Genomic DNA, 22,569 nt, shown 5'->3' with positions numbered 1-22,569 from the left:
GTGGTTATGACAATTCCAGTAATTCCTCGATATAGGTTCGGGAATTAGAAAGTCTTGGGACCTTATGTTGCCCTCCAACTTTATTGTTCTTCTTCAGCCAGTCATAAAAAAGATCTTTCCTGGCCTGGTGGATCTTCGGCATATTAAGGGTCATATTGTTATAACGCTTAGCCTCATAATCGCTGTTCACTTCTTGCAGGGCGAGATCCAGTTGCTTCTGAAAATTATCGAAATCCCTCGGAGGTGTCTTGAATTCAATGATCCATTCGTGCGCGCCTTTTTCCTTGCCTTCCATAAAAATAGGAGCCACGGTATAATCGATGATCTCACAATTGGTCACCAGGCAAACTTTTTTAAGGGCTGTTTCGGCATTTTCAATGATGAGTTCTTCACCAAATACATTGATATGATGTTTGGTTCTTCCGGAAACTTTAATCCTGTATGGGTCTATATCTGTAAATCTTACCGTATCCCCAATTTTATATCTCCAGAGTCCGGCGTTAGTGGTAATAACCACTGCGTAATTCTTACCGATCTCCACTTCAGAAAGAGGAATAGCCTTTTCTTCTGTAGTTCCGTAATCTTCCATCGGGATGAATTCGTAGAATATCCCGTAGTCCAGCATTAAAAGTAAATCTTTGGTGTCGTTATGGTCCTGGCAGGCAAAGAACCCTTCAGAAGCGTTATAGATCTCGTAAAACCTGAAATCTTCCTTAGGAAGGATCTTCTGGTATTGCGAGGCATAGGGTTCAAAGCTAACTCCTCCATGGAAATAGACCTCCAGTTGTGGCCACACTTCAAAGAGATTTTGATTACCCGTTGTTTCTAGGACATTGTTCAGTAAGACCAGCATCCAGCTGGGCACTCCGGCCAGGCTGGAAACTTTTTCCTTGATGGTTTCGTTTACAATAGCCTGCATTTTATACTCCCAGTCGTGCATCAGGGAAACTTCGTTGCTAGGTGTACTGCTGAATTCAGCCCAGAAAGGCATATTATCTATCAGGATAGCAGAAAGATCTCCATAAGAAGTTCCATTTTCCTGGTATAATTCCTTGCTTCCGCCAAGCCTCAGGCTCTTGCCGGTAAATAATTGTGATTGCGGATTGTTATTCAGGTAAATGCATAGCAGGTCTTTCCCCGCCGCATAATGGCAATCTTCCAGGGATTCCTGACTTACCGGAATAAATTTACTTTTCGCATTGGTGGTTCCGCTGGATTTGGCGAACCATTTTATAGGTGTTGGCCAGAGGATATTAGATTCGCCAAGTCGGCTTCGTTCTATGACCGCTTCATAACCTTCATAATTCTGGATAGGAACACGTTCTCTGAACTTTTCATAAGTATCTATCTCATTGAAATGATACTTTTTGCCAAATTCCGTATTCCTCGCCTTGGAAATAAGATTTCTAAGCAATTCATTCTGAACCTCGTTAGGGTATTTTATGAACAATTCCATCTGGTGGATCCTCTTTTTGAGGAACCATGAAGCAATGGAGTTGACTAATGGAATTGGCATTATTCTTCTTATCTTTAACGCTTATTATTAAAGGGCGTTCGGTTATTTGGTTAAAAATAAACGAAACTTTGAAGCCTGCAAAAAATCATTCAGTCTTAAAATAAAAATTTAAATGAGATACGAGGGAGTTCTAACAAAAATGAGGACCGAAATTACCGATGTGGTTCAATATTACCTGGTTTGGGAAAATGATTTTATCAACTTTAACCAGTTGCTTGATAAAAAGATCAGCCTGAATTTCCTAAGATATCAATGTCTTAATTGTGGTCTGGAAAAGAAGATATATAGACAGGGTTTTTGTTTTGACTGTTTTACTTCCATTCCGCAAGCCGGTGATTGGGTCATCAATCCGGAACTTAGTAAGGCTCATTTAGATGAAGAAGATCGTGATCTTGATTATGAAAAACGTGCTCAACTGCAACCTCACGTAGTATACCTGGCAAACTCTAGCGATGTGAAAGTTGGAGTGACCAGGAAAAGTCAGATTCCCACAAGATGGATAGACCAGGGAGCACATGAAGCGATCGAGATCGTAGAGGTGCCTAATCGATACCTGGCCGGGATCACCGAGGTTGCCTTAAAGGATCATGTTTCAGATAAGACCAACTGGAGAAAGATGCTCACCAACGATATTGTGGACCTTGATCTTGCTGAAGAAAGAGAAAAACTAAAAGAATTTATTCCTGAAGAAGCGAAAGAATACTATATCGCAAATAACAAGGAAACCGAGATCAAATTTCCGGTACACCAGTTTCCTGAAAAGGTAAAGTCTTTGAATCTTGTCAAGAATCCTTTTTACGAAGGAGTTCTGAAAGGCATTAAGGGACAGTACCTGATCTTTGAAGATGGAACGGTTTTTAACGTCCGCGGGAATGAAGGTTTGGTCGTGGAACTGAAAGTTCTGGTTTAAATTTTAAGGGATTCTTCTTTTAGAAAAGTTGTTGCACTGAGCCTGTCGAAGTGCCTTTTAAACTTGTCAAAAAAGCGAAGGAGAAATCTATAAAACGATTCGAACTTCAAAGAGATCTCTCCCTTTGGTCGAGATGACATACACTTTTCCGTCATGCTGAACTCGTTTCAGCATCTGTTTTAGACCCTGAAATTACCTAAGTTTCTGAACAAGGTTGCGCAGTTAAACTGGTAGTTTATGTTCAATTATCTCATTTTCAGTTTTTTAATTTAGGTTTCAGTCTTTGTTCTGCTTATTTTTATAGCTCGCTTTAAAAATAGACAGATGAAATCAAATGCTCTTCCCCGCCGCGAATGGATCAAAAAAGGCCTGCTTTCTGTAGGCGCTCTTGCCGTTACCCCTCAAATTCTCTGGGCTAACCGCGTGAACGAGGCCATTAGTTCGAAAAGTAGATTTCTATTCAATACGTCTGGGTTTAATGAATTCACACCTCCCAAGTTTCCAGACCTGGACAACCTGAAAGCGAGGCTGATGTGGAATGAGAATCCATACGGACCTTCAAAAGAAGCTGCTCAGGCGTTTACCGAAAGTGTCTGGAAGGGAAACCACTATCCTTCGAACAGCCTGGACCAGTTAACAGAAAAGATCGCCAGGAAAGAAGGAGTTTCAAAAGACCAGGTTTTGCTGGGGCCGGGATCTTCAGACCTATTGGAAAAAACTGCTGTGGTTCTTTTTCAGAATGGCGGTAATGTGGTGAGCGCAGACCCAAGTTACATGGCGCTTATTTCTGTTGCGAAAGCAGCCGGGGGGAACTGGAAAAGTATAAAACTAACCTCCACTTACGAACATGACCTGGATGCGATGGAAAAAGCTATTGATGAGTCAACCAGACTTATATATATCACCAATCCTAACAATCCAACTGCGACCATTACCAATGCCGATAAATTGCGGATTTTCTGTAATCGTGTTTCTAAAAAGACGCCGGTTTTTATCGATGAAGCATATATGGAACTAAGTGAAAATGGAATGGCAGATTCAATGGCGCCACTTGTTGCCGAAGGAAAAAATATCCTGGTCTCCAGAACTTTTTCGAAGATCCATGGTATGGCGGGACTTAGAATAGGATACTTGTTAGGTCAGAAAGAAACCCTGAACCAGGTAAATGATATTATAGGTTCCGGAATGGGAATCACAGGGCCAAGTATAGCTGCCGCTACGGCGAACCTGGATAATGAGGAATTCCTTTCAGATTGCAGAGAGAAGTTTTTTGAGACAAGAACCTATTTTAAGAATTACCTTAGTAAAAGAGGGATTAGTTATATGCCATCCCAAACTAATTTTATCATTTTTCCTTTAGAAATAGCCGGGGACGAATTCCTTCAGCAGGTTTATGACAGGAATATGGCTGTACGTGCTTTCCAGTTCTGGGGTAAGGACTGGTGCAGGGTGAGCATGGGCACAATGGAGGAAATGCAATTATTTACGGAAGCTCTCGATGAGATCCTGATTTGACATCCAAAGATATTTACGTCATGCTGAATTCACTTCAGCATTTGTTTAGACCCTGAAACTCCCAAAGCATTGGGACTGGGTGACGGTATAGAATCAATTTTTATTAGTTCGAAATAATTTAAGTCTTTATTTCATTTCGACGTAGCAAAGCGAAGGAGAAATCTATAGAACCATTTGCCCCCTAAGGAGATCTTTCCCTATGTTCGAGATGACACACTTTCCCTTCATGCTAAACTTCTTTCAGCATCTGTTGACAAATTGGAATGCCCGAAGCATCGGGACTGAGTGACGAATGTTGTCATTTTTTGATATCATGGAACTGGCCTTAATTCAGGTTTCGTTGTCGCACTGAGCCTGTCGAAGTGCATTCAATAGTGAAAAACTTGAAGTTTTACATATCGATATGTTCCGAAATAAGGTCTGTGCAGCAGCTTTAATTCTGCTTCGTTGTATCGGTTTTCTTTTTTGTGCTTTTTAAAATACCTCCAAGAATATTCTTTGCCGCATCTTCCACTTGCTTTTGCTGAGACTTATTAATAGAATCTCTTTTCGTTGGGGTCTGGGCGGAAGTAGAATCTTTCTTTTGCGTGTTTACGGCTGTAGAATCATTCTTACTGAAAGGTTTCTTTGGATCTCTTTTTCCCTGCAGAATATCATTGATAGCATCTACAGCTTTATCTTCAAGATCTTTGCTTTGCTTGGCAACGACCTTCTGGGTAAGATTATTTACCGCCTGCTGCATATTCAGTTTAACATGAGGGCTGTTGAAGTTCCCGGTAATCCATATTGGGAGTTGCACGCTCATATTGGCAATGCTTTCTCCGCTTAATTTACCTAGTGCTCCGCCAACTTCAGAACCCAGGTATTTCGCTGGAACATCGAGTTTAAGATCGTAATCCATGGTCATATCGAAACCATGACTTCCGGAAACCTGGAATTTTATATCCTTGATATTGAAATCGAAAGGAGCAATTTGCACCATCCCATCACTAAAAGTAAGCTTGGTTTTTAATTTGCTAAGATCGATATCTTCAAAATTTATAAAATTCAGTTCAGAATCCAGTTTAGCTAAAAGCGCTGCTTTTTCAGGATTTATTTCAGCTGTTAGGATCTCTGCCAATGCATTACCTGCAATCGTTGCTAGTTGCGGAGTGAAATCTTCATTCAAATTTCCTTTAAGGTTTACGGTAGACTGTATCTTTCCTTCCAGCGCACTTGCTAATGGAGCCAAGTTTTGCATTAATTCCAGTCCGTTAAAAGAAGAAGCTATATCCAGCGAATTCAGGTTAAGGTCCATTTCGAACACCGGAGTAGGGTTTTTGGTAGATACCATCCCGTTTGCTCCTATACTTCCATTAAAAATATTAGTGGAAATATCCTGCAGCCTGGCAGTTTCATCTCTAATTACCAGAACTCCTGTAGCATTCTTCAGTTCCAGGTTATCGTAGATAACGGTATTCGCATTAAATTTCAATTCCATATCCAGGAATGATGGGATCTTTATGGCTTCCTTACCCGTAGTTTTCGCTACGGTCTTTTCTTTACCATTATCATCTGTAGTTGTAATCTCTTCAGTTTCAGCAACCATAAAATCGTTGACAGAAAATTTGTTGGACTGAACCTGGAAATTACCTTTCAGGGCTTGATCTGTAAAAAGGAACCCGATAAGATTTTGCAGAGAACCTGCGGCCGTAAGGTCTGTCTGTCCCGTAGTAAGCTTCAGATTAGGGATACTTACATTCCCCTGGTTAAAGCTCATATTGGCAGTAGCGATCTTTACTTCGTTAGGAATTTCAGGAGATAAATAGCTGAAATTCTTAATAGAAGCCGTTCCGCTGCTTTTTACATTTTGATATTGTTCTTTTTCAATGGAATTCATATCGAAACTCGTCTTAACATCGGCAGTAAGTATTCCGTTAAGATCCTGTTCCATTTCCAGTGGATAAGCCTCGCTTAAATTAGCAAGATTTATAGTGCCTTTAAGCGCAAGATCTACCAGCATATTTTCGGTGATATTGCTAATATTCCCATTTGCAGTAAAACTATCCTGGTCTATTCTAAAGGTTGCATTATTAATGTTGATATAAGTTTCTTCAGCAAGACCGGTATCGTTTAGAACCACCATATCCAGATTAATATCCTGGACACTTTTTGGAAGGTCTGGATATTTGAATGAAGCATTGTTAGAGGTGATTTTTATATCCATCTTCGGAATATAAAGATCATCTGCTTTTCCAAAGATCCTACCGTTCACTACGAAATCTCCTTTGGTGTCTACATTTTCAATGTTTTTAGCATAGATTTCCGGAATAACCGCGAGGAAATTTTTAAAGTCTGAAGACGGAGTTTTAAAGCTGAGGTCCATCTCGGTATTTTCTTCATTCACCTGCACGTATCCGTCAAAGGTTAGCGGTAACTGGTTTACCCTGGCTTCATTTTCCAGGAAGGTATATCTCATTTTTTCAAGGTCAATCTGGAAAACCGCGTCCAGGCTGATCAAATTTTGATTCAGATAATTTACCCCATCATAATTGAGAGAAACCAAAGCTTCAGAATATGTTTTCAGTTCAGATTGATCCAGGGAGAAATCCCCATTCCCTTCATGGTTCAGATCTTCTACATCCAGGAATACCTTAGTGCTCTTATCATCATATTTCACCCTTGAATTATTGATCTCGTAATGTTTAAGATCAAGTTTAAAAGGCTGGCCATCTGAGCCAGAGGTGGTAGTGTCTTCTAAGGCTATATCATAATTTGCCTTTCCAAGAGAATCTACCTTGATGTTTATGTAGGCATTGTTCAGGCTAAGACGGTCGATGACCTTTTGTTCGTCGCTGCTCTTGAAAAGTTCTTTAATGGACATTTCCAGAGTAACTTCTTCTGTCAAAGCCAGCGTATCCCCCTTAAATGGTTCATTGTTTATAATGCTGAGGTTTTCTATAACCAGGGTCGCCTGTGGAAAACTCCTGAACATACTAAGGTCTATATCCTCAAAATCTACCTGCGCATTCAGGTTCTTATTCATGGTTTTCTTTACCACTTCTTTAAGCTGGGTTTCAAACACAAATGGTGCGACTATCAATAAAATAATGACAGTCAGTATAACAATACCCAGTATTTTTAAAGCTTTTTTCATGTGATAATGAAATTTTTTATTTGTTGATTAGTTTTTGCTAGGCTTATCCTGTTAATATAGGATTTTTAAGCTTCACTTCTAATTTCTTCGAACCTTAGTTCCTCAGCAGGTTTCAAATTAAACATACTTCTTAGGCCATAGACCGCGGCATAAAGGAATGGGGTATCTAAAGCAGCGATCAAAACCTTGAATAGGAATCCACTAAGCAGCAACCCTCCAAATAGTTCCCAGTCTATCTTCCCGAAGCTACAAAGCAAAAACAGGACCGAAAACGTATCTACGAATTGGGATAAAAAAGTAGAGAAGTTGTTTCTCAGCCATAAGTGCTTTCCCTTGGTTAGTCTTTTCCAGAAATGAAATATCTGTATATCTATATATTGTGCCAGTAGATAAGCTACCATCGAGGCAAAGACCGCAATAGCTGTAGCTCCGAAGACCTTCCCGAATAATTGGTTGTTTATGGGAGACCAGCTAGTCGCCGGCACGGCATCTGAAGCGTAAACGATCAATAGCGAAAAGAAGGAGGCGAAGATACCGGTGGTCACTACGAGATTCGCCTTCTTTTTACCATAAACTTCACTGATGATGTCGGTTATTAAAAATGTCACCGGGTAAGGCAATATCCCAACAGAAATTTCAAAAGTATAGAGTCCGAAAAAATCCCAGTAAAAGAACTTTTGAAAAATGAGATTCGATACAACCAGGGAGGCGATAAACAAGGCACTCAGGATCATATAAATTTGCTGAGCCTTGAGCATATTTTTCAGGTAGAGTTTGGCCAAATTTTTTTATTAAGTCTTTCTCCAAAGTTAAGAGTATGTGCTTTTGTTTTGCTTAATTTGCTGTGAAATTATTTGGCGCTACCTATTAAAATTTTATTAATTCGCTTTGAAATCCCCTAAAACAGTAAAATTAGCACTGGGAAGTAACCTTGGTGACCGTCCTGGTTTTATGCAAAAAGCCCTGCAAATGATCCATGAAAACATTGGTTGGGTCATCGATGTTTCTAAAATTTATGAAACTCCGGCCTGGGGTTTTACCGGGAATTCATTTTTGAATGCCTGTATTTCGGTGTCTACAAGACTGGAAGCTCAGGAGGTTCTTACAGAGCTATTATTAATAGAAAACGAGCTGGGTAGGGAGCGCAATGATTCTGGCAATTATCAAGACAGGACCATAGACCTGGATATTCTTTTATTCGAGGATGAGATCATAGAAACCGAATCTTTAAAGATCCCGCATCCGGGAATTCCTAACCGTAAGTTCGTTTTGAATCCATTAGCAGATATTGCAGCTTCTGAGAAACATCCTGTTTCCGGTAAAAAGATAAGCCAGTTACTAAAGGAAACTTCAGATGAGTCTGAGGTTTTAGTTTCTTCAGCAGAATTAAAGAAGCCAGCCTTAAATTATAATTTTCCCGGCTGTAACTATATCGCGGTAGAAGGAAATATCGGTGCGGGAAAAACGAGTTTTTCTACTATGGTTTCTGAAGATTTCAATGCGAAACTCATTTTGGAGCGATTTAAGGATAATCCTTTCCTTCCTAAGTTCTATGAGAATAAGGAGCGTTATGCCTTTCCGTTAGAAATGTCATTCCTGGCAGATCGCTATCAGCAGCTTTCAGATGACCTGGCGCAGTATGATCTATTTAAGGATTTTGTGATCTCAGATTACGACGTGTTTAAATCCCTCATTTTTGCCAAGATCACGCTGCACGAGGATGAATATTCCCTTTATCATAAGCTTTTTCACTTGATGTATAAGGAGCTGGTAAAACCTGAACTTTATATTTATCTATACCAGAATACCGAGCGTTTACTTGAGAACATCAAAAAACGCGGCCGTGATTATGAGCAGAACATTCAGCCAGATTACCTGGTAGATATCAATAAAAGTTACCTGAACTTCATCAAGTCTCAAAGCAATATGAAAGTGCAGGTGATAGATATTTCCGGGCTCGATTTTGTCTCGAACAGGAAAGATTATTTGTGGTTACTTTCTGAAATCGATAAAGCGGTTCATTAAGCCTTTTCCAACTGTAATTTAGAAAACAGGTCCCAAAGAACTACTCCGGTACTTACCGAAATATTCAGGGAATGTTTGCTTCCTAGTTGAGGTATCTCGATAACTCCGTCACTGGCCGAGACTACTTTTTGCTGTACTCCTTTAACCTCATTCCCAAAGACCACGGCGATCGTTTTCCCGCTTTCCGGCTGGAAATCATTTAGCATGGTTGCGCCTTCTGCCTGTTCTATAGAATAAACTTTGATGCCTTCATTCTTCAACTTTTGAACTAACTCCAGGCTGTCTTCTACATATTCCCAGCTAACTGTTTCAGTAGCTCCCAGGGCCGTTTTCTGAATGTCTTTATGTGGTGGTTGGGCGGTAATTCCGCAGAGATAGACCTTCTGGATAAGGAAAGCATCGGCGGTGCGAAAAACAGAACCTATATTGTTCAAACTTCTAACATTATCCAGGATAACGATAATAGGTGTCTTTTCAGCTTCCTTAAATTCGTTGATGCTCTTTCTGTCCAGTTCGCTGTTGCGAAGTTTTCTCTTTTCCATGCCGCAAAAATAGAAATTTGAAGCTTGATATTTAATTTTTCAACTTCCTGTTAATCAGAGTTATTTAATTTTATTAAATTTAATAGCATCTTAATCCCCCTAATCCTTCTGAACTTCCTGTTTTTGTGATGGTTTTATTTTCTAACTAAAACTAAATGATCATGAAAATTTACAAAACAACTATCGCAATCCTTATTTTTTTACTTGTTAGCAGCTTCGGCTTTGCCCAGGAAATGAAAGCTGAAAAATATGAAAATCCGGAATGGGTAAATATTGCCTATATCAAGTTCAAGCCTATGAAAAAGGAACCTGCAATGGGTATTATCGCGAACTATTTTGCGAAAGCAGACCAGGATGCCGGCATAGACGCGCCAACCGCATATCATTTAGCCTATGGTGATTATGATATGATGGTGATCTGGGAGATGAAAGACGGCATAGAAACATTGAACTGGAAAACTACCCCAGATGATGTTAAATGGATGAAGTCCATGGGCAAGATTGCTGGAGGGCAGGATAAGGCCATGGCCAAGCTTGAGGAATTCATGTCTTATGTAGACACCTGGGACAATACGCTGGCCAGGAAAGAATAAGCGATAAATTAAAAAATGATAACTTAGATGGGATTTTATGTCCCATCTTTTTATTTATAAATACTCTATGAAAAAACTACTTATTATCACCCTGTTCCTTATCTCATGCTTACCGCTTATTTCCCAGGAAAAATCTGAATTAGAACTACTTGATATTTTCAATTATGAATTTGTCTCAGATCCGCAGATATCACCAAATGGTGAAAAGATCGTTTACGTGCGGAATTTCAAAGATGTGATGACAGATAAGAATCTTTCTAATTTGTGGATCATAAATTCAGACGGTTCCCAGAATCGTCCTCTTACTACCGGTAATCAAAATGATATGAGTCCTCGCTGGTCCAGTGACGGAAAGCGACTGGTTTTTAAGTCGAATATGCAGGATGATAAAATGAAGCTTTTCCTTATGTGGGTGGACTCGAAAGAATATTTTCCATTAACAAATTCCACTCAAAGTCCGGGCGAGGCTAGTTGGTCTAATGATGGGAAGCAGCTTGCATTTACCATGTTCGTACCCACTAAATCTGAATCTATAGTAAAACTGCCAGCCAAACCTGAAGGTGCAAAATGGAACGACGCTCCAAAATACATTGATAAGCTGAATTATCGCGGAGATGGTGAAGGCTATGTAAAAGATGGTAACGACCAGATTTTTATCATTTCTACTAATGGCGGTACTCCGAGACAATTAACAAATTCAGAATTCGATCATGGGACGCCGGTCTGGTCTGCAGACGATCGAAAATTATACTTCTCGGCCAACCTGCATGAGGATGCAGACCTGGATCCTATGAATTCTGAGATCTACGAGCTTGAAATAGTTAGCGGTAAAGTTAATGCAGTTACGAGTCAGCAGGGGCCGGCCTTAAACCCGGTAGTTTCTCCAAATGATAATACCATTGCCTATTTAGGATTCGTGGATGAATATCTGGGATACCAGATCAGTGATATTTATATAAAGGATGCTAACGGTTCTGAATCTAAATTAATAACCGGTGATTTTGACCGGGATATTGAGAATTTAAAATGGGATGGTAAAGGTAAGGGCCTTTATTTTCAATATAACGACCACGGTAAAACGAAAATAGGATATGCAGATCTAAAAGGGAATACCAGGGAGATCACAAGTGACCTGGGCGGACTTTCTCTGGGCCGGCCTTATAATGCGGCTGCCTTTTCTGTTTCAGATAACGGTGACCTGGCTTTTACCTATGGTACCACTCAAAATCCGGCTGATTTGGCCATACTTGATGGAAAGAAAATGAAAAGGCTAACCAATCTGAATGAAGACCTTTTCGCTTTCCGAAAGCTTGGTAACGTGGAAGAAATGACCTGGAAATCATCTTTTGATGAGCGAGAGATTCAAGGATGGCTGGTGACTCCGCCAGACTTTGATCCTTCAAAAAAATATCCATTCATCCTGGAAATTCACGGTGGGCCTTTTGCCAGTTATGGTAGTGTATATTCCGCAGAAATCCAGGCTTATGCTGCTGCGGGATATGTGGTATTATATTCAAACCCTAGAGGGAGCAGTGGGTATGGAAAGGAATTCGGAAACCTTATTCACCACGATTATCCCAACCATGATTATGAAGATCTGATGTCTGGAGTGGATGCGGCCATTGCCAAAGGATTTATAGATGAAGATAATTTGTTCGTGACCGGCGGTAGTGGTGGCGGAGTGCTTACAGCCTGGATTGTAGGAAAGACAGATCGTTTTGGTGCAGCGGTGGTAGCGAAGCCAGTGATCAACTGGTACAGTTTTGTTTTGTATGCAGACGGACCGGGATTTTTCAGTAAATACTGGTTTCCAAATAAGCCCTGGGAAGATCCGGAGCCGTATTTAAAGAGATCGCCAATTTCTTATGTTGGCAATGTTTCCACTCCAACCATGTTGTTAACGGGAGAGGAAGATTACAGAACGCCCATTGTTGAATCTGAACAATTCTATACTGCCTTGAAACTGGAAGGAGTTGAAACGGCTATGGTGAGAATACCGGGAGCTTCCCATGGAATTGCCAATAAGCCAAGTAATCTTATCGCCAAGATCGCAAGCGTGCTGGCCTGGTTTGAAAAGTACAGGGATTAGGTTTGCCAGGTAAGCCGAAGTATACCAATTCACAGCTAGAATCATTAAAAAAGTAATTAGTGCAATGAAACAAATAACACTCTCCGGATTATTAAGCATTTTTTTTGGAATAATTTGTAGCGCCCAGAACGGGGGAATCAATAAGGAAGACACACGTCTTTTATCTCAACCGGCCATAAGCGATTCGAAAATTGCTTTTATATACGCTGAAGACCTATGGGTAGCCAATAAAGATGGGTCAAATCCTAAAAGACTCACCGTAGATGAAGGAGTAGAGCGAAACCCCGTATTCTCACCAGATGGAAAAAGCATCGCATTTAGTGCGGAATATGACGGAAATACCGATGTGTTTATAGTGCCTACAGAAGGTGGTATACCAAAAAGACTCACCTGGCATCCTTATGCAGATATCGTTCGGGATTTTACTCCAGATGGTAAAAATGTATTATTTCTTTCTCAGCGTAAAGTGTTCACAAACCGCTACGCCAGCCTTTTCAAGGTAGATATAGAGCAGGGAAATGTGGAACCTTTAGAGATCCCGAATGCTAATTGGGCCGCTTATAATTCTGATGGCAGTTTTATAGCGTATACTCCCATAAGTGACCGTTTTGAACAGTGGAAGAACTACCGTGGAGGAACCGCTACCTGGATCTGGATCTATGATACAAAAACATACGAAGTTTCAGAAATTCCAAAACCGGCAGGTGGAAGTAACGATTCCAATCCACAATGGTTAAATAATAAAGTGTTTTTCAGAAGTGACCGGGATGGGGAATTTAATATCTATAGTTATGAACCCGGAATGAAAGAGGTTACCAAACATACAAATTTTGAAGATTTTCCGGTGATGGACCTTTATGCGAATAAGGATCAGATCATTTTTGAACAGGCGGGTTACCTGCATACTTTAGATCCAAATACCGGTAATACCAGTAAAATAAAAGTGGGTATTGCCACAGACCTGCTGGAATTAAGACCGCGTTATGTGCAGGGAGATGAATACGTTAGGGGCGTAGGAGTATCGCCAACTGCGGTAAGAGTAGTTATGGACTGCAGAGGTGACATTGTTACCTTTCCTGCAGAAAAAGGCGATCCTAAAAATATTACCTCCACTCCAGGGGTTCATGAGCAGGATCCTTCCTGGTCACCCGACGGCAAAACCATAGCTTATTTTTCAGATGAATCTGGAGAGTACGCCTTGCACCTATACGATCAGAATGAAAATTCCCCGCTAAAAAAGGTAGAGCTGGATGGAGCAGGTTTTTATGCTTATCTGCACTGGTCTCCAGATAGTAAGAAAATAGCTTTTGTAGACAATAGTAGAAGTCTGTATGTATATAATTTGGATAAGAATTCTGTAAAAAAGGTCGCCTCAGATGTACTTTATACACCAGGGGTTTTCCGGGAATTGTTCGGTGACTGGTCTCATGATTCAAAATGGATCACTTATACCATTATTACTGGGACCAATTTTGAACAGGCCTTTGTCTATTCCCTGGATGAAAATAAATCTTACCCGATTTCAGATGGTTATTCTAACGTGATGTCTCCTGAATTTGATCCCAGCGGAAAATACCTTTATATGCTGGCTTCAACAGATGCCGGGCCGGTGGTAAACTGGTTCGATCAATCCAATCAGGATATGGAGATGAGTAGTTCTATCTACCTGGTTACCCTTCAGAAGGATGTGGTTTCGCCATTTTTTAAAGAAAATGATGTTGAAGTGATTCAGAAAAAGGAAGAAGAGGAAGAGAAGAAGAAAAAGGCTGAAGAGGAAAATAAGAAGCCCGATACTCCTCCCTTGAAAATAGATTTTGAGAACCTGGAAAACAGGATCGTCGATGTTCCGGTTCCTGCTGGGGTTTATCAAAGTCTGGAAGCTCCTAAGGAGGGCGAGTTGTATTATTTAAAGTTCTCCCAGCATGAAGATGGCCCTGGTGAATTAAGGAAATATGATCTGAAAGAAAAGAAGGATACGCTTATCATGTCTGCTTCAGAATTCGAGATTTCGGCCAATGCTGAAAAGATTCTTTACAGAAAAAACGGGAAAACAGGAATTGCTGAATTAGGAAAAAAACCAGAGAAACCAGCGCTGGATCTGGGAAGCTTTCAGATTAAAATAGATCCCCGGGAAGAATGGAAGAATATATTCAATGAAGCCTGGAGAGTAAACCGTGATTATTTTTATGATCCCAATATGCATGGAGCAGACTGGAAGCAAATGAAAGAAAAATACAGTCAGTTTTTACCTCATGTAACCACTAGAAGCGACCTCTACGAGGTTATGGAGTGGATGTTCAGTGAATTGGGCGTAGGGCACCATCGTTTCTCCCACAGGGGCGATGAATTTGAAACTTCAGAAAATATAAAGGGCGGACTGCTGGGTGCAGATTATGAAGTAGCAAATAACCGCTACAGGATCAGTAAAATTTATGGTGGGCTAAACTGGAATCCTAATATGCGTTCCCCTTTAACTGAGCCTGGGGTGAACATTAAAGAAGGAGATTATATACTGGCCGTTGATGGTAAAGAAGTTACTGCCAGCGATAACCTGTTCAAATATTTTGAAAATACCGCCAATAAGATCGTAACCCTTACCGTGAGCTCGAGCCCGGATATGAAGGATTCCCGCAAGGAAAAGGTGATCCCTGTAGAAAATGAATGGGATCTAAGAAATCGAGACTGGATCGAGGGCAATATCAAAAAAGTGAATGAGGCGACCAACGGCCAGGTTGCTTATGTATATGTGCCAAATACGGCAGATGCCGGCCATGAATATTTCAAAAGGTATTTCTATCCACAAGCCGATAAAAAAGCCGTCATTATTGATGAACGTTTTAACGGAGGCGGCCAGTTAGCAGATTATTATATAGACATGCTGAAAAAGCCTCAACAGGCCTACTGGAATTTCAGATATGGCGATGATTTAAAATCTCCGAGTGCCTCCATACAGGGGCCGAAAGTGATGCTTATCGATGAGACCGCTGGTTCTGGTGGAGATTATTTACCCTGGATGTTCAGAAAATTCAATTTAGGGACGATCATAGGGAAAAGAACCTGGGGTGGTCTTGTGGGCGTTCTTGGTTATCCCGAATTCATAGACGGTGGAATAGTCACCGCACCAAATGTCGCTTTTTATACTGAAGAAGGTTTCAGGGTAGAAAATGAGGGAGTACCGCCAGATATCGAGGTAGAACAACTTCCTAAAGAAGTGATACAGGGAAATGATCCTCAATTGCAAAAGGCCATTGAAGTGGTGATGAAACAGCTGAAAGAAAATCCGCCTAAAAAAATGGAAAGACCAGATTATCCAATTCGAGGCAATAATTAGATCTCTCACAAAAATTAAAGTCAGCCTCATTCCTGTTCAATAATCATCGGGAAGGAGGCTGACTTTTTAATCAATTGAAAATATCCTGAGGTCTATAAGTGTTTGTTAGCTAATTATTTACTAGATTAGAAGTGATATTTCAGTTAAATGTAAAAAGATGTTCTCTGCTGTTTTTCAGCAGAGGATAGTTGATGCTTAACTGGAAATTCATTTCAAATCAATCAAAAGTATATAGTTATGAGTGACCAACAGCAACACTGGACCAAAACCGAACTTCAGATCTATATCTTGATGTTATGCGCGAATGCCGATTCGAATGTGACCGAGGAGGAGCTTGAATTGATAAAATCTAAAACAGATAAGAAGACCTTCGATAAAATGTACGAGGAGTTTAAGGGGGACACTGAGGAGGAGAGTCTGGAGAAAATTCAGGATAACCTGGTGATGCATGAATATTCCCATAAAGAGCTTACACAGTTAAGAAAAGAAATGTTTGAGGTCTTCTTTTCTGATAAAAAGTTCAGCATGATGGAAAATACCCTGGATAAGATCCTGGATAATATACTTTATTAAGAACGAACCTATTACTCATAAGTAGTTTCAGCCGGTAAGCGTTAAGCTGATTTTTCCGGCAGGGTTTATTTTTTATAAAATTCAAATTTTCTGTGTTCCAGTATTTTAAAACGCTCTAACTCCGGAAACATCTATGGAAGAATCTGAAAACAAAACCTTTCCGCATTTAAAGAATAAACATACAGATGATCTTATTGACCATTACTGGGGCAGCATTAGCTATGTTTCCAGTTTGATCAAGGCCTCAGAGATCAAGGCCGGTTTAATACTTTCCTTTTACGGAATCCTGCTGAATTTCGTCTACCAGAACATTAGCCTGGTTCTGGACCATTTCGATGATGATACGATCATTTTCATTTTGCTGGCGGTCTGGTTCTCGTGTGCCGTGGTCTCTATTTATTACAGCATCAGGTGTTTTATGCCGCGTATCGAATCTAAATATGACAAGAACATATTTTTCTTCGGGGATGTGATCTCCAAGTTCGGGGATATCAAGCAATTTTCTCGAACCTTTTTTAATATAAGTCTGGATGAGGAACAGTTGTTCGATCAGTTAGGGCAGCAAATTTTTATAAATGCCAAGATCGCCAACCTTAAATTCCAGAATGTACAGCGTGCCCTCAAGTTTTTAGCTATCCAATTCGTGCTACTGCTGGTGATTGTAATTTATTATATCGTAGCCACTTTTTTATGATGATGAGGGTTTACCGTCAGATGTGAAATTTCCAGCCCCATTTTCAACCTTTTAGTCTTAATAATTCAAATTTAAATAGAGGTTTATGGAGCAGATAATTATTAAGCGGGTTGAGTCCATAGATCTCCTTAGAGGGCTGGTCATGGTGATCATGGCATTGGATCATGTGAGAGATTATTTCCATATAAACGCTTTCTTTTTTAATAATCCCACCAACCTGGAAACGACTACGCCAGAGTTGTTTTTTACTCGTTTTATAACCCATTTTTGTGCTCCTATCTTTGTGTTCCTGGCAGGTACTTCCGCGTTTCTATATGCACAGAAAAAGACCCGGAAGGAACTATTTAATTTTTTATTAAGCCGTGGTTTGTGGCTGATATTCGTTGAAATCGCGATCATGAGCCTCTTGTGGTGGTTCGATCCTACCTATGGGTTTATCAATTTACAGGTGATCTGGGCGATTGGTATAAGCATGGTATTTCTTTCCTTACTTATTTATCTGCCAAATAAGGCCATTCTGGCCGTGGCTCTTTTAATGATCTTCGGGCATAACCTGCTGGATGGGATTACCGCTGAGGGTAAGGAATTTAGCTCGATCCTCTGGTATATTATCCATCAGAGAGCCCAGATAAGGCTGCCAAATCATCTTATCCGGTTTATGTATCCTATTATTCCATGGGTTGGAGTAATGGCTGCGGGTTATATCTTCGGTCGCCTTTATGCCTGGGAGTACCCGAGTGGTAAAAGAAAAAAGTGGTTATTGTTTTTAGGCCTGGGCAGTATTGCCTTATTTCTATTGCTCCGAATTCCTAATCTATATGGAGATCCTTCGCCCTGGGAGAAACAGGATTCAGCCGTTTTTACGATGCTTTCTATATTGAAGGTAACCAAATACCCGCCATCGCTTTCCTTTTTATTGATCACCCTGGGCCCGGCAATGTTGTTTTTGTACCTCACCGAAAATATAAAAAACAACATTACCTCTTTTTTCCTTGTTTTCGGCAGGGTGCCCTTCTTTTACTATTTGCTCCATATATTTTTGATACATCTGGCCGCACTATTGGTATTGCTTATTTCTGGAGAAGATTGGACCAAAATGATCATTACCGAAAACATATTTAGTAATAACGATCTTGAAGGTTACGGCTATCCTTTGGTAGTGGTCTACGTCATATGGATCATTATCGTTTTCCTGCTTTATTTTCCCTGTAAGAAGTATATGGAATATAAACTTCGGAACAAGAATAAATGGTGGCTGAGTTATTTATAGTATGAAATGAAATAGTATAGATCACTTTATTTGATTTTTTAGAGTTTAAATAATTAATATTCAGTAGATTAGGCTTTTTTAATTTTCGCCCCGAAATACGATCATTCTTAGTTTTAATTATCTGTGGCTTAAGTCCGGTCTTGAACGACCAGTGCTCTTAATTAACGGTAATTGTTCTAAGGGAATGCCCAGGCTGTCTCATTAGAAATATTCATTTTCTAAAATCAAAAAACAAGACAGTATGGAAGCTAAACCAACCTCCCTTACCCCGATAAGGGCTACAAAACGAATTCATTCCCTGGACATCATGAGGGGAATCGTACTATTCGGAATTTTACTAATGAACATCAACGGTTTTGGCCTCGCCGGCGCCTATGGCGACCCAACGGTTTCAGGGGGAGCTACGGGCTGGAATCTCTACACCTGGATTGGAACCAATATGTTCTTTGAAGGTACGATGCGGGCCCTTTTCTCCCTTCTTTTTGGTGTTGGAATGTTCATTCTGCTTAGCCGACTGGAACAAAAGGGAGCCGGGATAAAAGCTGCCGATATTTACTTCAGGAGATTACTATGGCTTCTGATATTTGGTCTTATTCACGGGTATTTGCTTTTATGGACCGGGGAGATCCTTTACGATTATGCCCTGATGGGGTTCCTGGTTTTTTCTTTCCGAAATTTAAAAGCGAAAACCTTGTTGCTGAGCGCTCTTCTGCTATTCTCCATAGGCACGGTATGGAATTATTTTGAATATAAGCAGAACATGGAAATGCTGGAACAGGTGGAATTAGCTAATGAATATAAAGCTACGGGCAAACCGCTTACTTCTGAAATGGAGGAAGCAACAGCGAGTTGGGCAGAAATTGAAAAAAGCAGGTCTCCAGAAACGGTAATGGAAACCACCCAGAACATGCGGAAAGATTATTTCTCTGTAGTAGCATTCCTGGCGCCAAAAAATATGGAAACAGATACAAGCTGGTTCTACAGGTATGATGTATGGGACATACTCTCCATGATGCTCCTGGGGATAGCGCTCTTTAAATGGAATATTTTAAGTGCCGGGAAAAGCTATCAATTTTACGGGCTTGCCGTTCTGGTTTGTTACGCAATTGGTTTGAGCGTAAACTATTACGAGGTGAAAAGTATTATTGCCGGAAATTTTTCCTTCCAGGCTATCTCTAAAGCCGGAATTACCTATGACCTGGGAAGACTTTTTGTGGCGATGGGACATGTAGGACTTATTATGATCTTTTGTAAACTACCGGTACTAAAATGGCTGCAGAACTCATTGTCTGCGGTAGGGAAAATGGCGCTTACCAATTATGTGATGCATTCGGTCATTTGCATGTTCATTTTTACCGGCGTAGGCTTTGGGCTTTTTGGAGCATTTCAGCGATACGAACTTCTTTTTATAGTATTTGGCATCTGGATATTTCAGCTAATTGTAAGTCCAATATGGTTGAGGTATTTCTATTTTGGTCCATTGGAGTGGGTTTGGAGAAATCTTAGCTATAAAAAGAACCATGTATTAAGAAGAAAGGCTGCGGAACCAGCGATTGTTCCGGAATCACCAATTGGATGATCCCGGTTTCCAGATCAATTCTTAATTACTTCTAGAACTTCAAAAATTCAGTTATAACCTAAGATTTTGATATTCAGTCAATTAATTTTAGTGGATATATGCACTTTTTTTGAACTTGATGGCTATAGTTTATTGGAAATGAGTAAATTAACATTCTGTTAACTACTAATTCAACCAATTATGAAAAAAATGATCTTATTTCTTCTGTTATTTCCTTTAATGGGAATAGCTCAGCAAGAAAGCAGAATTCTGCACATGTTCGAATTAAAAATTAAAATGAACCAGGGACAAAAGTTCCAGGAGGGAATGAAAAAATGGAAAGACTGCTATCTTGAAAATAGCGGAACCGATACCTGGAATGTCTGGAATCGTGTACAGGGTGAAGGCGGAGTCGTTGCCGTTACCTATTTCATGGATAAATGGGCTGAAATGGACGAAGGTCCACAGGAAGCCGATAATGCCTGCCAGTCTATTTTTCAGTCTGAAGTTTTTCCCTATGTAGAAAGCATGAATCATAATATTGCTTCTACCATGCCCGATTACAGTAAATCTCCAACTTCTGGAAACAAAGTGGTTTGGGTGACCTTTTTCAGGACCAATAATTCAACGGTTTTCAATGAGGTGATCAAAGATGTTTCTTCTACTTACAAAGAAGCTAAAGGGGAACCACTGGGTTACTGGTATGACTTTGCCGGTGGAGGCCAGGATGATCCAGATTATATGGTAAGCCTGCCTTATAAGAATTTTGCCGGCCTGGATGCCGAGTGGGATGGACCATGGGATGTTTATGAGCAAAAACATGGGAAAGAGAAAATGACCAAAATGAGAGATAAGTTCAGGGAAGCTTTAGATGATTCGTGGGCTTATATGTATAAATTAAATGAAGATCTTAGTAATCAATCACAATAGTTTAGTTTAATTATTTGAAGAGAAGATGGCACCTTTTAGGTGTCATTTTTTTATGCTAAAATTTAAGGGTTTGATATCCTCTGTATGGATAGGATAGTTGCAGGTCTCCTAGTAATTTGAACTAATCATAACAACAATAATTTCAGAAGGACCCGGAAACAGGCTCGATTCTAAATCTATCGATTTACGGTGTAGCCAGAATTCTATAATTCTATTCCAGATCTTTTCGTGGAAATATGACAGGTGAATTCCTGGTAAATTTTGACTGCAACATTTAGAAAATAAATAACCCTCCAATCGAAATTGAAGGGTTATATACTTGCTGTGAAAATAAGGTCGGGCTTTAACTAGCCGTATTTTTTTCTACTTTCTTATTCACTTCATCTCGGATTAACGCAAATTCAACCGAGTTAAATCTTTCCTCTGCGATCTCTTCATATAATTTCATCGCTTCCTCGGTATTACCAGTCTTTTCGTTGATTTTAGCCATCCAGTATTTATCATGGATATAATCTTTCTCCGTTTGCTTGATATGTTCCATAGCCTGCTCTGTATTACCCATGTGATAATTTATCACGGCCACCGCTCTATGGTAGGGCACTAACTTATCTGGACTATTAATAGAACTAACCGCCTCTTTGATTTTCTCAGCCTCATTCATGGCTTCCTTGTACTTTTTATTGCTGGCAAGAACCATGGCATCCCAGTAATGTAAAATTGCCTCCTGGTTCGCGGTTACTACAGGACTGTTCGCATCGTTGACCAATTGCTTTGAAATTGGCTTCATTTTATTTACTATCTCCTCAAGCTTTTTAGCATTTCCATCATGCATGGCGATATGTGCTGCAGAATAGGCTGCCTGATATTTCGCGATATTTTTATTGCTCTCAGGAATATCCATTGAATCGAAAGAATTCATACCATCTTCCAGGAATTTTAAAGCCTCTTTGGAATTGCCTTCGTATACATAGGTATTTGCTTCGCCAGAAAGATTTGTCCCAAATTCACTTGCTTCACGGGCATCTTTGAAATTTTTGCGAGCCTCTTCATAATTACCCAAAATAGAATTGGCATGTCCAGATTTCGCCAGGGCTACATCATCTTCAGGATCCAGGGAAGCGGCTTTTTCGTAACTGGCCAGGGCCTGGTCCAGATTATCCTGGTCTCTATAATAATCTCCCATTAAGATATGCGACCGCGGACTGTTAGGAGCCGTTTTAACCAGCCTTTCAAAATATTTTTTAGCCTGGTCCTTATCGCGCGGAGAATCGAATAGGTACGAACTACCAAGGCTAGCCATGGCAGGTACAAAATCGGGATTTAACTCAAGAGCTTTCTTCCAGTGCTCTCTTGCCTTTTCTTCCTGATCGTTATTGTTATAATAAACTGCAAGATTGTCCATGGCCCTGGCAGATTTAGGATACTTCTCCACCATTTTTTTACTCATCTCCAATTCTTTATCCAAATCACTTTTCATGTTGGCTTCGGTCATGTCTATCATCATTACCTCTGCTTCGTTGGCTTTATCGCGCAATGCCAGGAATTTATCCCGGTTGGTGGCCCAGTCTTTCGCGGAATTTGCAGAATAGCTTCGGTACATCTGAGCAGATACGAAATCTGGATCATATTTAAGTGCCTCATCAAACTTGGCTCGCGCCTTTCTCGAATTACCTTCATCAAAATATTCCAGTCCCTCTTCAAAAGCTTGTAAAGCCTCGTCAGAGTCTGTGTTTACAGGTAGTTCAACGTTAGAAGAATCATCTTCTAATTCAGCTTCTGCGCTTTCCTTGCTGGAATCCTTACAGGAAGCAACCATTAAAATGCTCGCCAATATGAAAAATATTGGTAGTTTTTTTAAATAAATCATAGTTGTAATTTTTAGGTTGA

Annotated in this window: 16 protein-coding genes; 11 read left to right on the top strand and 5 right to left on the bottom strand. The window is 40.1% G+C overall.

The genetic code is table 11. The features are described from left to right. Positions 1–4: 4 nt before the first annotated feature. On the bottom strand, positions 5–1,516 hold the full coding sequence (locus tag C8P64_RS01810) for a GH3 auxin-responsive promoter family protein (protein WP_108170346.1): 1,512 nt from the start codon (positions 1,514–1,516) through the stop codon (positions 5–7). 112 nt (positions 1,517–1,628) lie between these two features. On the opposite strand from C8P64_RS01810, the gene C8P64_RS01805 reads away from it, so the two are divergent. Further along, on the top strand, positions 1,629–2,426 hold the full coding sequence (locus tag C8P64_RS01805) for a DUF2797 domain-containing protein (RefSeq protein ID WP_108170345.1): 798 nt from the start codon (positions 1,629–1,631) through the stop codon (positions 2,424–2,426). 324 nt (positions 2,427–2,750) lie between these two features. Then, positions 2,751–3,941 carry a pyridoxal phosphate-dependent aminotransferase gene (locus tag C8P64_RS01800; RefSeq protein ID WP_108170344.1) on the top strand — a complete coding sequence of 397 codons (1,191 nt, stop codon included), beginning with the start codon at positions 2,751–2,753 and terminating at the stop codon, positions 3,939–3,941. Positions 3,942–4,374: 433 nt separating this feature from the next. Here C8P64_RS01800 and C8P64_RS01795 read toward each other — a convergent pair whose 3' ends face one another. Next, on the bottom strand, positions 4,375–7,077 hold the full coding sequence (locus C8P64_RS01795; protein WP_108170343.1) for an AsmA family protein: 2,703 nt from the start codon (positions 7,075–7,077) through the stop codon (positions 4,375–4,377). Positions 7,078–7,142: 65 nt separating this feature from the next. Continuing rightward, complete coding sequence (locus C8P64_RS01790; protein WP_108170342.1) at positions 7,143–7,835, bottom strand: queuosine precursor transporter; 693 nt, start codon at positions 7,833–7,835, stop codon at positions 7,143–7,145. Between the two features lie 130 nt (positions 7,836–7,965). Here C8P64_RS01790 and folK point away from each other — a divergent pair, with 130 nt between their 5' ends. Beyond that, a complete protein-coding gene (gene folK / locus C8P64_RS01785) occupies positions 7,966–9,102 on the top strand; it encodes a 2-amino-4-hydroxy-6-hydroxymethyldihydropteridine diphosphokinase (RefSeq protein ID WP_108170341.1) in 1,137 nt (378 codons plus the stop codon). On the opposite strand, the gene C8P64_RS01780 is transcribed toward folK, so the two are convergent. Continuing rightward, positions 9,099–9,644: an RNA methyltransferase gene (locus C8P64_RS01780; RefSeq protein WP_108170340.1), complete on the bottom strand. Its 546-nt coding sequence runs from the start codon at positions 9,642–9,644 to the stop codon at positions 9,099–9,101. The two genes, folK and C8P64_RS01780, sit on opposite strands and share 4 nt — an antisense overlap. 161 nt (positions 9,645–9,805) lie before the next feature. On the opposite strand from C8P64_RS01780, the gene C8P64_RS01775 reads away from it, so the two are divergent. From C8P64_RS01775 to C8P64_RS01740, 8 genes are all read left to right on the top strand, one after another. Beyond that, positions 9,806–10,237, top strand: a complete 432-nt coding sequence (locus C8P64_RS01775; RefSeq protein WP_146167164.1) for a hypothetical protein — start codon at positions 9,806–9,808, stop codon at positions 10,235–10,237. Positions 10,238–10,304: 67 nt separating this feature from the next. Beyond that, complete coding sequence (locus tag C8P64_RS01770) at positions 10,305–12,326, top strand: S9 family peptidase (protein ID WP_108170338.1); 2,022 nt, start codon at positions 10,305–10,307, stop codon at positions 12,324–12,326. Between the two features lie 64 nt (positions 12,327–12,390). Then, positions 12,391–15,657: a S41 family peptidase gene (locus tag C8P64_RS01765; RefSeq protein ID WP_108170337.1), complete on the top strand. Its 3,267-nt coding sequence runs from the start codon at positions 12,391–12,393 to the stop codon at positions 15,655–15,657. Between the two features lie 237 nt (positions 15,658–15,894). Next, positions 15,895–16,230 carry a hypothetical protein gene (locus C8P64_RS01760; protein ID WP_108170336.1) on the top strand — a complete coding sequence of 112 codons (336 nt, stop codon included), beginning with the start codon at positions 15,895–15,897 and terminating at the stop codon, positions 16,228–16,230. A 133-nt stretch (positions 16,231–16,363) separates the two neighbouring features. After that, positions 16,364–16,924, top strand: a complete 561-nt coding sequence (locus tag C8P64_RS01755; RefSeq protein ID WP_108170335.1) for a Pycsar system effector family protein — start codon at positions 16,364–16,366, stop codon at positions 16,922–16,924. Positions 16,925–17,009: 85 nt separating this feature from the next. Beyond that, positions 17,010–18,194 carry an acetyltransferase domain-containing protein gene (locus C8P64_RS01750; protein ID WP_108170334.1) on the top strand — a complete coding sequence of 395 codons (1,185 nt, stop codon included), beginning with the start codon at positions 17,010–17,012 and terminating at the stop codon, positions 18,192–18,194. A gap of 241 nt (positions 18,195–18,435) precedes the next feature. Next, positions 18,436–19,773, top strand: a complete 1,338-nt coding sequence (locus C8P64_RS01745) for a DUF418 domain-containing protein (RefSeq protein WP_211307580.1) — start codon at positions 18,436–18,438, stop codon at positions 19,771–19,773. Positions 19,774–19,953: 180 nt separating this feature from the next. Next, a complete protein-coding gene (locus C8P64_RS01740) occupies positions 19,954–20,682 on the top strand; it encodes a hypothetical protein (protein ID WP_108170333.1) in 729 nt (242 codons plus the stop codon). Positions 20,683–21,025: 343 nt separating this feature from the next. On the opposite strand, the gene C8P64_RS01735 is transcribed toward C8P64_RS01740, so the two are convergent. Continuing rightward, positions 21,026–22,549 (bottom strand): tetratricopeptide repeat protein, encoded by a 1,524-nt coding sequence (locus C8P64_RS01735; RefSeq protein WP_108170332.1) that lies wholly within the window; start codon positions 22,547–22,549, stop codon positions 21,026–21,028. Positions 22,550–22,569 lie beyond the last annotated feature (20 nt).

This window comes from Christiangramia gaetbulicola (assembly GCF_003054225.1).
GTDB lineage: Bacteria > Bacteroidota > Bacteroidia > Flavobacteriales > Flavobacteriaceae > Christiangramia > Christiangramia gaetbulicola.
This window is presented reverse-complemented; position numbering and strand designations above follow the sequence as displayed.

What these genes read in the sequence shown, in the direction of transcription:
- C8P64_RS01765 (WP_108170337.1), top strand. Translation starts at nt 12,391, where the DNA reads ATGAAACAAATAACACTCTCCGGATTATTAAGCATTTTTTTTGGAATA.
- C8P64_RS01760 (WP_108170336.1), top strand. Translation starts at nt 15,895, where the DNA reads ATGAGTGACCAACAGCAACACTGGACCAAAACCGAACTTCAGATCTAT.
- C8P64_RS01750 (WP_108170334.1), top strand. Translation starts at nt 17,010, where the DNA reads ATGGAGCAGATAATTATTAAGCGGGTTGAGTCCATAGATCTCCTTAGA.
- C8P64_RS01810 (WP_108170346.1), bottom strand. Translation starts at nt 1,516, where the DNA reads ATGCCAATTCCATTAGTCAACTCCATTGCTTCATGGTTCCTCAAAAAG.
- C8P64_RS01805 (WP_108170345.1), top strand. Translation starts at nt 1,629, where the DNA reads ATGAGATACGAGGGAGTTCTAACAAAAATGAGGACCGAAATTACCGAT.
- C8P64_RS01770 (WP_108170338.1), top strand. Translation starts at nt 10,305, where the DNA reads ATGAAAAAACTACTTATTATCACCCTGTTCCTTATCTCATGCTTACCG.
- C8P64_RS01745 (WP_211307580.1), top strand. Translation starts at nt 18,436, where the DNA reads ATGGAAGCTAAACCAACCTCCCTTACCCCGATAAGGGCTACAAAACGA.
- C8P64_RS01795 (WP_108170343.1), bottom strand. Translation starts at nt 7,077, where the DNA reads ATGAAAAAAGCTTTAAAAATACTGGGTATTGTTATACTGACTGTCATT.
- C8P64_RS01735 (WP_108170332.1), bottom strand. Translation starts at nt 22,549, where the DNA reads ATGATTTATTTAAAAAAACTACCAATATTTTTCATATTGGCGAGCATT.
- C8P64_RS01780 (WP_108170340.1), bottom strand. Translation starts at nt 9,644, where the DNA reads ATGGAAAAGAGAAAACTTCGCAACAGCGAACTGGACAGAAAGAGCATC.
- C8P64_RS01800 (WP_108170344.1), top strand. Translation starts at nt 2,751, where the DNA reads ATGAAATCAAATGCTCTTCCCCGCCGCGAATGGATCAAAAAAGGCCTG.
- C8P64_RS01755 (WP_108170335.1), top strand. Translation starts at nt 16,364, where the DNA reads ATGGAAGAATCTGAAAACAAAACCTTTCCGCATTTAAAGAATAAACAT.
- C8P64_RS01740 (WP_108170333.1), top strand. Translation starts at nt 19,954, where the DNA reads ATGAAAAAAATGATCTTATTTCTTCTGTTATTTCCTTTAATGGGAATA.
- C8P64_RS01790 (WP_108170342.1), bottom strand. Translation starts at nt 7,835, where the DNA reads ATGCTCAAGGCTCAGCAAATTTATATGATCCTGAGTGCCTTGTTTATC.
- C8P64_RS01775 (WP_146167164.1), top strand. Translation starts at nt 9,806, where the DNA reads ATGAAAATTTACAAAACAACTATCGCAATCCTTATTTTTTTACTTGTT.